The following is a 10,571-nucleotide window of genomic DNA, read 5'->3' as shown; positions in this document are numbered from 1 at the left end:
GGGCAGGGGCCGGTGGTGGGTGTGCTCGCGTCGGCCGGTTCGCTCGGGTGCCGTTCCGAGCGGAGCGGAAGTGGCGCTCCGCGTACGGTGATCGGCGTGGCCGGCGCGGTCTCGGTGAGCCGATGCATCGCCGTGGACCGGGGCCCGCTGCCAGGGCGGCGGCGCCTGGGCGTGGCAGGACTCGGCCGTCGCACGCCGATTCCCCCGGCACCGTCCCGGACCGACCACCGTCACCCGGAACGGCACGACACCGACCCAAGGCGAGCGCCGTCGCGTCCGCCGGTTCATCCCGTCGCCGCCACGGGCCACCCCGGGTCGTCCAGCGCGAGCCGGCGGTCGGTCTCCGCGCGGGGCGGCATGAGCGGCACGTCGTCCCTTGTTCGCAGCGCTGCGGACGCCGCCATGTGGCCGAGGCGCAGGCGGGACCGTTCGTCCCGGTTCTCCAGGACCGCCGAGAGGTAACCGGCGGCGAACGCGTCGCCCGCGCCGACCGGTTCGACCACCTGGGTGGGCAGTGCGGGGACGAACGTACGGGTGCCGGCGGCGTACGAGGTCGCTCCGTGTTCGGCGTCCTTGACCACGACCAGCGGTGCGGGGCCGAGGAGTTCGGCCACGTCGTCCGGGCGGGCCGTGCCCCACAGCGCCTCGGCCTCGTCCCGTCCGACGAACACGATGTCGGCGGCGCGGGCGAGGGTCAGCAGGTTCTTCGCGGCGTCGGCGGTGCCGGAACGCCACAGCGCGGGGCGGTGGTTGACGTCGAAGGAGACGATCGGCCCTCTGGACTCGCCTGACTCACCGGGTTCGCCGGCCTCGCCGTTGAGCGCGCGGTCGACCAGGATCGCCTCCAGCAACCCGGCACAGCTGTCGGAGAGCGCCGCGGCGACGCCCGACAGGTGCACGATGCGGGCCCGGCGCAGGACGGGCAGCCGGGTCAGCTCCGGGCCCATCAGGGTCGCGGCCGATCCGCTCCGGTAGTAGTGGGTACGTGTGCCCTCCGGCGCCGGGTCCTTGAAGTAGACGCCGGTCGGGCGGGCCGGGTCGGTCTCCACTCCCGTCACGTCGACGCCCCGCGCGGTGAGTTCGGCCAGGATGCGGCGCGCGAACGGGTCTTCGCCCAGGCGGCTCAGCCACGCGACACGGTGACCGAGACCGGCCAGACCGCAGGCGACGTTGGACTCGGCACCGCCGATGGCCATCGCGAGCGTCGGCTGTTCGTCGAACGGACGGCTGTCCGGCGGACTGAGGACGGCCATGGTCTCCCCGACGCACACGACGTCGACGGTTTGACCCGGTCGGTCAGCCGTAGGGGGCAGTGGCGGCAAGGGCACGCGAATCTCCTGGTTCTTGTTCTTCCGAAGGGCGACCTATGTGTCACGTACCGGAGCCGGACGAACCGGCGTCAGGCGCAACGGAGTTGGTCCGCCCGCCCAGCCGCAGCAGCACCTTGCTGCTCCCGCTCCCCGGGTCCGCCGCGACCGCCAGCGCCTCCTTCGCCCGTTCCAGCGGGAACCGGTGTGTGATCACCGGTGTCACGTCCAGCCCGTCCCGCAGCGCGTGCAGCGCGTCGTCGATCTCCTCGACGAAGCGGTAGGAGCCGATCCAGGTGATTTCACGGGTGACCAGGTCGCCGAGGGTGGCGGAGACCGCCGCGCCGGGGAGGTTGCCGACCTGGACGAGGGTGCCGCCGCGCGCGGTGGACCGTAGGACCGGGCCGAGGGCCGAGGGGGCGCCGGACGCCTCGAAGACGACCTCGACGTCCTCGGGCAGGGACTCGCCGCGCGCGATGTCACGCGTCTCGTCGGCGCCCATCGCGCGGGCGACGGCGAGGGAGGCGGCGGAGAGGTCGGCGGCGATGACGGTGCCCGCCCCGGCGTGTTTCGCCGCGGCGACCACCAACGAGCCGATCGGACCTGCCCCGTTGACCAGGACCGTCCGCCCGCGCAGCGCCGGCACCCGGCCCACGGCGTGCAGGGCGACCGCCAACGGCTCGGCCAGGGCGCCCTGTTGGGTGTCGACGCCGTCCGGCAGGGGACGGACCTGGGCCGCGCGGACCGTACGGTATTCGCTGAACCCGCCGTCCGTGTGCGGGTCGAAGGCCGCCGAGCCGAAGTAGCGGACGTGCGGATAGAGGTTGGTGCGCCCGGCGATCCGGTCCGGGAGGACGCCGTCGCCCACCAACTGGGCGGGGTGGACGGTGACTTGCTGTCCCTCGTCCAGGCCGGTGACCCCGGCGCCGAGTGCCGCGATCCGGCCCGCGACCTCGTGGCCGAGGACGAGCGGGTGGGCCAACGAGGCGGTGCCGGACGCGCCGTTCTTCCAGTAGGTGATGTCGGATCCGCAGATCCCGCCCCACTCCAGGGCGAGCAGCACCTCGCCCGCGGCCGGTACCGGGCGGGCCCGTTCGTCGATGCGAACGTCTCCGGGCCCGTGCACCACGACGGCCCTCATACGGCCCGTACTCATACGGCGTCCTCCAGTCGGACCAAGTCGCGTCCGCGTGTCTCGGGGGCGAGGAACGCGCTGACGAGGGTGATGAGCGAGTAGACGATGAGCATCACCGCGATGGGCCACCAGCTGCCGGTGACGGCGGTGAGCGAGGCCGCGAGGACCGGGCCGATCGCGGTGGTGAGGATGCCGCCGATCTCCTTGGCGAGCGCGAGCTGGGTGAACCGGGTGCGGGAGCCGAAGAGTTCGGCCATCGTCACGCTCTCCAGCGAGAAGAGGCCGAGGACGCCGACGTTCAGGCCGAGCACCATGCCGGACATCACCGCCGCCGCGGAACCGGACGCGATGAGGAACATCACCGGGAAGGCGATGACGGCGGTCAGGAGGGAGAACGCCATGTAGACCGGGCGGCGTCCGTAGCGGTCGCCGAGCAGACCCACGGCCGGCACGGTGGCGAAGCCGAGCAGCGAGCCGTAGACGATCGCGTCCGTGGGGACGGAGCGGCCGACCGAGAGGTTGGTGGCGATGTAGCCGACGAGGAACGTCTGGATCAGCCCGGAGTTGCCCGCCTGGCCCAGGCGCAGGCCAAGGGCGAGGAAGAACGCCTTGCCCTTGCGCTGGCGGATGCCCGCCGCGAGGACGTCGACCCGGTGTTCGCCCTTCTCGGCGATCGTGGACTCGACCTCGCCGCGGGTCATCGCCACGCCGTCCACGACGTCGGCACGTTCCTCGAAGACCGGGCTCTCCTTGAGGCCGCGGCGCAGCCAGACCGCGAAGAGCATGAGGACGAAACTCAGCAGGAACGGCAACCGCCAGCCCCAGGAGAGGAGTTGGTCCTCGCTGAGCACGCCGATGAGGATGGCCCACAGACCCGAGGCGGCGAGCGTCCCGGAGTTCGTGCCCAGCGACACCAGCGAGGCGATCAGGCCGCGCCTGCGCACGGGAGCGTACTCGGCGAGCAGCACGGTCGCGCCGGCTATCTCCGCCCCGGCGCCGAAGCCCTGGATCAGCCGCAGCAGGACCAGCAGGCTCGGCGCGAGGATGCCGATCGCGGCGTAGGTGGGCAGCGCGCCGATGAGGGTGGTGGACCCGCCCATCAGCAGGATCGTGATGACGAGGACCTTCTTGCGGCCGATCCGGTCGCCCATCCGCCCGAAGTAGACCGCACCGGCGAGGCGGGCGACGTAGCCGACGCCGTAGGTCGCCATCGCGGCGATCAGGCCGATGGCGGGGCTGACGTCCGGGAAGAAGATCTTGTTGAAGACGATCGCGGCGGCCAGCGAGTACAGCTGGAAGTCCATGAACTCCATGGCCGTGCCGAGCCAGCCCGAGACGGCGGCCTTGGTGAGATCGCGGGTCGTTCGCCGGGCGGGGTGAGCGGTCTCCGGGATGGTGGGGCTGTTCTGCATCATGAACTCCGTTGTTCGTGTGCCGAGTTGAGCGTGGGGACGGGCAGGGGTGTGGGCTCGGAGTCGGGGGTTCAGATCTCGACGCGTCCGGCCCGGAGGGCGGGCAGCCGGTCGGCGATCGCGATGACGAACTGGTCGTCGTCGGCCAGGTCCGTGGCGCCGAGGACGCGCAGCAGCGCGCGGACCGTCTCGTCGGGGCGGGGAGTCCCGTCCCAGCAGGCGGCGAGGGTCTCGGCCGCGGGGTCGGTCGGTGCGTCGGGCCGCCGGGTGCTCAACACCCAGGCGGCGAGGGCGAGTTCGAGCACCGGCGTGCCGGCGCCCCGTTCGCGCAGGGTGCGAAGCGCGGGCAGCCAGCGCTCCGTGACCTTCAGCGAACCGTCGGAGCCGATCTGCCGCAGCAGGTGCCGCATCCCGGGATTGCGGAACCGTACGACGAGATCGTCGGCGTACGCGGCCGGGTCGGGACCGCCCGCCGGGAGCGTGGGCGCGACCTCCGCGCACAGCGCCCGGACGAGCCGCTCGCCCCAACTGGCCGCCATGGCCCCGGCGATGGTGGTGTGGCCGGCTGCCGCACCCACGTAGGCGAGCGCCGAGTGGGAGCCGTTCAGCAGCCGCAGCTTGGTGAGCTGATACGGCGTCACATCCCTGACGAACAGGGCGCCGTCGAGTTCCCAGAGCGGCCGGGCGGCGGCGAAGGAGTCCTCCAGGACCCACTGCCGGTACGGTTCGGCCGTCACGGCGAGTTCGTCGCGTACCCCGAGGGCGGTAGCGGCGGCCACAAGGTCCGTCTCGCTCGTCGCGGGCACGATCCGGTCGACCACCGTCGCGGGGAAACGGACGGTCTCGGCGATCCGGTCCATGACCCGGTGCCGGTCGGGCCAGTGGGACGCGTCGACGAACTCCCGTACCACCCGGCCGAGTACGGCGCCGTTGTCCGCCATGTTGTCGCAGGACACGACGGTGATCGGCGCGCCGTCCGCCCGTGCCCGCGCCGCCAGTCCGGCGGCCAGCGCCCCGACGGCCGTGGTGAACGGGCCGTCAGGGTCCGCCGCGAGGTCGGCGGCGACGGCGGCGGTGTCCAACCCGCCCGTGGACGCGAGCCGTTGGTAGCCCTTCTCGGTTACGGTGAGCGTCACCACTGTCACCTCGGGATCGACGAGCAGCGCGCTGAGTGCCTTGGCGTCCGGCCTCATGGCCAGCGCGTCGACCACCGAGCCCACGACCCGGGTACGGGGGCCCTCCGGACGGCGCTCGGTGAGCGAGTACAGGAAGTCCTGTTCGCGCAGGGCGCGTACGGTCGCCGCCGACCTCGGCGCCACGGCGGTGATGCCCCAGGGCTCACCGGACCGGGCGGCCGCGTTCTCGGTGTAGACCGCCTGGTGGGCGCGGTGGAAGGCGCCGAGCCCGAAGTGGACGACACGGGTGCGGAGTTGGGCGGGGTCGACGGCGGGCCGTACCTCCGGGGCGAGGGGCGCCGCACGGTTGAGTCGCGCGCTCACCAGTCGTGCACCGACCCGTCGAGACGCCGCGCGACCGGAAGATAGCGCTGCTGGTACGGGAAACGCTCGGCCGCCTTCTCGTCGTACTCGACGCCCAACCCCGGTTCCTCCGAGGGGTGGAGCATCCCGTCGGCGAAGGTGACCCCCGTGCGGAACACCTCGGCCGCCTCGTCGGGATGCCCCATGTGCTCCTGGATGCCGAAGTTCGGCACGCTGATGTCGAGGTGCACGGCCGCCGCCATGCTGACGGGGGAGAGGTCGGTCGCGCCGTGCGAACCGGTCCGCACCTGGTACAGCGCGGCGAGGTCGAAGATCCGCCGCAGGTGGGTGATGCCGCCCGCGTGCACGACGGTCGTACGGACGTAGTCGATGAGCTGCTCGGTGATCAGGTGCTGGACGTCCCAGATCGAGTTCATCACCTCGCCCACCGCGATCGGGGTCGTGGTGTGCTGCCGGATGAGCCGGAACGCCTCCTGGTTCTCGGCCGGCGTCGGGTCCTCCATCCAGAACAGCCGGCACGCCTCGACGCTCTTGCCGAACCGTGCCGCCTCGATCGGGGTGAGCCGGTGATGCACGTCGTGGAGGAGGTGGAAGCCGAAGCCGAAGCGTTCCCGGACGGCTTCCAGATACGTGGGCGCGAACCCCAAGTAGGCCTCGGTGTCCCAGGGTTGCTCGTCCGGCAGCTCGGTCGCGGCGGGTTCGTAGACCTTGCCCTTGCGGACGCCGTAGGTGCCGCCGACGTCGGGCACCGCGGCCTGCGCGCGGACCGCCTTGTAGCCCAGCTCCAGGTAGCGCTCGACGTCGTCGAGGAGGGACGGCACGTCGGTGCCGCTGGCGTGCGAGTACACCAGCACGCCGTCCCGGGACCGGCCGCCGAGCAGCTGGTAGACAGGCAGGCCCGCGGTCTTGCCCTTGATGTCCCACAGCGCGGTGTCGACGGCGGCGATCGCCGTCATGGTGACCGGTCCGCGCCGCCAGTACGCGCCCCGGTACAGGTACTGCCACATGTCCTCGATGCGGGCGGGGTCCTTGCCGGTCAGCAGCGGGACCACGTGATCGCGCAGATAGCTCGCCACGGCCAGTTCACGTCCGTTGAGCGTGGCGTCACCGAGGCCCGTCACACCGTCGTCCGTGGTGATGCGCAGCGTGACGAACGTGCGCCCGGGGGAGGCGACGAACACGTCGACGCGCTCGATCTTGCTCACGGGTGGCTCTCCTCACCGTGTCCTGTTGCCGGTCGACCGGGTTCCGCCTCCGGTCGCTCAGTACTTGTATACAAGCATGTGTCGCGAAGTGGCAATGGTCGTGTCGCAGATACGATGGCCGTATGGCTCACTCGAACCGGGACCGCACCAGTCGGCGCGCGATCTATCTGAAACTGCGTCAGATGGTCCTGACCCTCGAACTCGCCCCGGGCGCCGCCCTGTCGGAGAACGAACTCGCGGCCTCGCTCGGCGTCAGCCGGACCCCGGTGCGGGAGAGCCTGATCCTGTTGTCGCAGGAGGGCCTGGTGCAGGTCTTCCCGAAGATCGGGTCGTTCGTCTCCCGGGTGGACCCCGCACAGGTCGCCGACGCGCAGTTCCTGCGGGAGGCCGTGGAACTCGCCTCTCTGGACGACCTGCCCGCCGAACTCGACCCCGAGGTCGACGGTGAACTCCGCGACAACCTCGCCCGCCAGCAGCGCGCGGACCTCGGCCTGGAGGAGTTCTTCGACCTGGACGAGGCGTTCCACCAGGGCCTCATGCGCCTGAGCGGCCACGGCAACGTGTGGACCAACGTCGCCGCCGCCAAGGGCCACCTCGACCGGGCCCGCCGCCTCGGCCTCCACGAGAACGTCTCCCCGGCCGTCTTCGCCATCCAGCACCGCGAGATCTACGACGCGGTCGTCGCCGGTGACATCCCGCTCGCCCGCGCCGCCATGCGCACCCATCTCCGGGCCGTCTTCAGCGACATCGAGCGCATCCGGGCGCATTCACCGGAACTGTTCGCCAGCGGGCCCTCGACGGTGCCGGTGCGGCGCAACGTGGTGGTCTGGGAGTAGCACCGGTCCGGCACTTCAGGAAAGGTCGCCCTCCAGCGCCGAAGGATTCAGCGACGCCAGCAGCTTGAGCAGCAGCGCGTGCGTCTGCTCCTGCTCCGCCGGCGTCAGTGCCTGAAGTGCCTCGGCGTGGGCGGCGTCCACCGTCTCCGCGGCCTCCGCGGCGAGCCGTACGCCGGCCTCGGTCACGTGCAGGCGCTGGGTGCGCCGGTCGCCGGGGGTGGTGCGGCGCTCCAGCATCCCGCGCTCGACCAGCCCGTTGACCGCCGTACCCATCGACTGCGGGGTGATCGCCGCCCGGCGTGCGGCGGTCGCGCTGGAGACGCCCGGGTCGAGGACGGCCTGCATCAGGGCCCGGTGCTGGGCGAGCGTGAGCTGGAGCGGGCGCAGGGCGCGCTCCATCCGGGCCGCCATGATCTGGCCGATCTGCCAGGCCACGTAGCCGGTGCGGCGGTCGGGGTGGTTCACAAGGCGGACCTCTTTTGTAAGGCAGCTGATGGTGATGTACAAAGTGCCTGTGCGACTGTCGGGGGCGCCGGTGGTGCCGTTCGTACCGGTGACCTTCCACGCCCCGAGCCCCCACCAACTCCGCGTCGGCACAACGGAGATAGGCACCGCACAGGCGCACCTGAACCAGGACCTCGACCGCATCGCCCCCGGCGGCTTCACCGTCGAGACCTACCCCGACGCCTCCGCCGCCCGGAACGCCGTACAGGACAGAAAGGTCTACGCGGCCTACCTCGGCGACGGAAAGCTCCTCTACGGCAGCGCGAACGGTGTCGCCGTCACCGCGACCGTGACCACCGCCTTCGGCTCCGTGGCGCACGCGGAGAACCACGAACTCGCCGTCGAGGACGTCGCCCCGGCCGCGGCGGGGGACACCCGGGGCCTCTCCGTGTTCTACGCCGCCTTCGGCCTGGTCCTCGCGGGCTACCTCTTCGGTATGACGACCTACCAGCTCGCGCCCCGCCTCCAGTACCGCCGGCGGATGGCCAGCCTGGCCCTGTTCGGCGTCGTCGGCGGTCTCCTGATCGCCACGATCGCCGGCAGCACGGGCTTCGGCGCGCTGCCCGGCTCCTTCGTGCCGCTCGTCGTCGTGATCTCCCTGATGGGAGCGGCGGTCGCGGCCACGACCATGGTGCTGCTACGGCTGTTCGGCTCGGCGGGCGTCAGCCTCGCCTCCATCCTCATGCTGATCCTCGGCAACAGCAGCAGCGGCGGCATCATGCCGGCGGCGTACTTGCCGGGCTGGCTGCGCCCGCTCTCCGAGATCCTGCCGGTCGGCGTGGGCGTCCGCGCGATGCAGGGTCTGTCCCGCTTCCAGAACGACGGCCTCTCCCGCGCCCTGGTGATCCTCCCGGTGTGGGTGCTCGGCGCCGTCCTCGTGCTCTATCTCAAGGACGTGTACCGGCGTGGAACTCCGGCGCCGGGCGCGGCGGAGGGGCACGTCCCGCGGCCCGAGCCGGCGGCGGGCTGACCTCGCCGCGCGAGATCCGCCGACGAACGCGGCATCCTGGACACCGTAGAGGATCTCCAGAAGGCCATGGACCTCACCGTGGGAAAGGATCTTTCGATGGACCAGCAGGACGCGCAGGATGAGCGGTTCGACGTCGTCGTACTCGGCGCCGGCCCCGGCGGCTACGTCGCCGCCATCCGTGCCGCCCAACTCGGCAAGCGGGTCGCCGTGATCGAGGAGAAGTACTGGGGCGGTGTCTGTCTGAACGTGGGCTGCATCCCGACCAAGGCCCTGTTGCGGAACGCCGAGTTGGCGCACATCTTCACCCGCGAGGCGAAGACCTTCGGCATCAAGGTCGAGGGGGAGGTCTCCTTCGACTACGGCGAGGCGTTCCGCCGCAGCCGCCGGGTCGCGGACGGCCGGGTCAAGGGCGTTCACTACCTGATGAAGAAGAACAAGATCACGGAGATCGACGGCCGCGGCACCTTCCTCGACCCGCACACGCTCCAAGTGGCGGGCTACGACGGCGAGTCGCGCACGATCGGCTTCGAGCACTGCGTCATCGCCACCGGCGCCACCCCCAGGCTGCTGCCCGGCACCAAGCGCAGCGCGCGCGTGGTGACGTACGAGGAGCAGATCCTCGCCGACGACCTGCCGCGGTCGATCGTCATCGCGGGCGCCGGCGCGATCGGCATCGAGTTCGCGTACGTGCTCCACAACTACGGCGTGAAGGTCACGGTCGTCGAGTTCCTGGACCGCATGGCACCCCTCGAAGACGTCGAGGTCTCCACCGAACTCGCCAAGCAGTACCGAAAGTTGGGTATCGACGTCCTCACCTCCACCCGCGTCGAGTCGATCGACGAGTCGGGTCCGCAGGTCCGCGTCACGGTCACCGGAAAGGACGGCGCCCAGCAAGTCCTGGAGACCGACAAGGTGTTGCAGGCGATCGGCTTCGCCCCGAACGTCAGCGGCTACGGCCTGGAGAACACGGGCGTACGGCTGACCGAGCGCGGCGCGATCGACGTCGACGGGCACTGCCGTACGTCCGTCCCGCACCTGTACGCCATCGGCGACGTCACCGCGAAGCTGATGCTCGCGCACGCGGCCGAGGCGATGGGCGTGATCGCCGCCGAGACCCTCGCGGACGCGGAGACGATGGAGCTGGACTACGCGATGATCCCGCGCGCCACGTACTGCCAGCCGCAGATCGCCAGCTTCGGCTACACCGAGGCGCAGGCACGGGAGTTGGGGCACGACGTCCAGGTCGCGAAGTTCCCGTTCACCGCGAACGGCAAGTCGCACGGCCTCGGCGACACCACCGGTTTCGTGAAGCTGATCAGCGACGCGAAGTACGGCGAACTCCTCGGCGGCCACCTCATCGGCCCCGACGTCACGGAACTCCTCCCCGAACTCACCCTGGCCCAGCAGTGGGACCTCACCGTGCACGAGGTCGCCCGCAACGTGCACGCCCACCCGACGCTGGGCGAGGCGGTGAAGGAAGCGGTGCACGGCCTCGCGGGACACATGATCAACATGTGACGCACGGGTCAACCGGCCTTTCCCGCTTGCCGAGTCGCCTCCCGAACGACTTTGCCAGCCCTTTACAACCCGCCCTCCCGCTGCCTCGTCTCTCCGCTCGATCAACAACCCGCCCCACCGCCGACCCGTCCGACGGACCCGGTGGGGCGGGTTGTTGATCGAGCGGAGAGACGAGGCAGCGGGAG

Annotated in this window: 9 protein-coding genes; 3 read left to right on the top strand and 6 right to left on the bottom strand. The window is 71.2% G+C overall.

Annotation, left to right across the window (positions count from 1 at the left end; genetic code table 11):
• Positions 1-284: 284 nt before the first annotated feature.
• The 5 genes from AC31A1_RS37360 to manD form a co-directional block, all read right to left on the bottom strand.
• The gene (locus AC31A1_RS37360; RefSeq protein WP_489657557.1) at positions 285-1,271 is read right to left on the bottom strand and encodes a sugar kinase; all 987 of its coding nucleotides are present in this window, start codon (positions 1,269-1,271) and stop codon (positions 285-287) included.
• A 100-nt stretch (positions 1,272-1,371) separates the two neighbouring features.
• Positions 1,372-2,463, bottom strand: a complete 1,092-nt coding sequence (locus AC31A1_RS37355; protein ID WP_489657556.1) for an L-idonate 5-dehydrogenase — start codon at positions 2,461-2,463, stop codon at positions 1,372-1,374.
• Positions 2,460-3,854, bottom strand: a complete 1,395-nt coding sequence (locus AC31A1_RS37350; RefSeq protein ID WP_489657555.1) for an MFS transporter — start codon at positions 3,852-3,854, stop codon at positions 2,460-2,462. Before AC31A1_RS37350 ends, AC31A1_RS37355 begins: the two co-directional genes overlap by 4 nt.
• Positions 3,855-3,925: 71 nt before the next feature.
• Positions 3,926-5,353: a mannitol dehydrogenase family protein gene (locus tag AC31A1_RS37345; RefSeq protein WP_489657554.1), complete on the bottom strand. Its 1,428-nt coding sequence runs from the start codon at positions 5,351-5,353 to the stop codon at positions 3,926-3,928.
• Entirely contained in the window at positions 5,350-6,558 is a 1,209-nt protein-coding gene (gene manD, locus AC31A1_RS37340; protein ID WP_489657553.1) for a D-mannonate dehydratase ManD, read from the bottom strand. The genes AC31A1_RS37345 and manD overlap by 4 nt, the downstream gene beginning before the upstream one ends.
• A gap of 122 nt (positions 6,559-6,680) precedes the next feature.
• On the opposite strand from manD, the gene AC31A1_RS37335 reads away from it, so the two are divergent.
• Entirely contained in the window at positions 6,681-7,394 is a 714-nt protein-coding gene (locus tag AC31A1_RS37335; RefSeq protein ID WP_489657552.1) for a GntR family transcriptional regulator, read from the top strand.
• A gap of 15 nt (positions 7,395-7,409) precedes the next feature.
• On the opposite strand, the gene AC31A1_RS37330 is transcribed toward AC31A1_RS37335, so the two are convergent.
• Positions 7,410-7,859, bottom strand: a complete 450-nt coding sequence (locus AC31A1_RS37330) for a MarR family winged helix-turn-helix transcriptional regulator (protein WP_405990506.1) — start codon at positions 7,857-7,859, stop codon at positions 7,410-7,412.
• 43 nt (positions 7,860-7,902) lie between these two features.
• On the opposite strand from AC31A1_RS37330, the gene AC31A1_RS37325 reads away from it, so the two are divergent.
• Both AC31A1_RS37325 and lpdA read left to right on the top strand, forming a co-directional pair.
• On the top strand, positions 7,903-8,868 hold the full coding sequence (locus tag AC31A1_RS37325; RefSeq protein ID WP_489657551.1) for an ABC-2 transporter permease: 966 nt from the start codon (positions 7,903-7,905) through the stop codon (positions 8,866-8,868).
• A gap of 96 nt (positions 8,869-8,964) precedes the next feature.
• The gene (lpdA, locus tag AC31A1_RS37320) at positions 8,965-10,386 is read left to right on the top strand and encodes a dihydrolipoyl dehydrogenase (RefSeq protein ID WP_489657550.1); all 1,422 of its coding nucleotides are present in this window, start codon (positions 8,965-8,967) and stop codon (positions 10,384-10,386) included.
• Positions 10,387-10,571 lie beyond the last annotated feature (185 nt).

It is taken from the genome of Streptomyces sp. P5F9 (assembly GCF_057961495.1).
The sequence above is the reverse complement of the archived record's forward strand: the minus strand, read 5'-3'. Positions and strand labels throughout refer to the sequence as shown.

Excerpts from the sequence above, each read along its gene's own strand:
- AC31A1_RS37355 (WP_489657556.1), bottom strand. The coding sequence starts at position 2,463 with ATGAGTACGGGCCGTATGAGGGCCGTCGTGGTGCACGGGCCCGGAGAC.
- AC31A1_RS37350 (WP_489657555.1), bottom strand. The coding sequence starts at position 3,854 with ATGCAGAACAGCCCCACCATCCCGGAGACCGCTCACCCCGCCCGGCGA.
- AC31A1_RS37335 (WP_489657552.1), top strand. The coding sequence starts at position 6,681 with ATGGCTCACTCGAACCGGGACCGCACCAGTCGGCGCGCGATCTATCTG.
- lpdA (WP_489657550.1), top strand. The coding sequence starts at position 8,965 with ATGGACCAGCAGGACGCGCAGGATGAGCGGTTCGACGTCGTCGTACTC.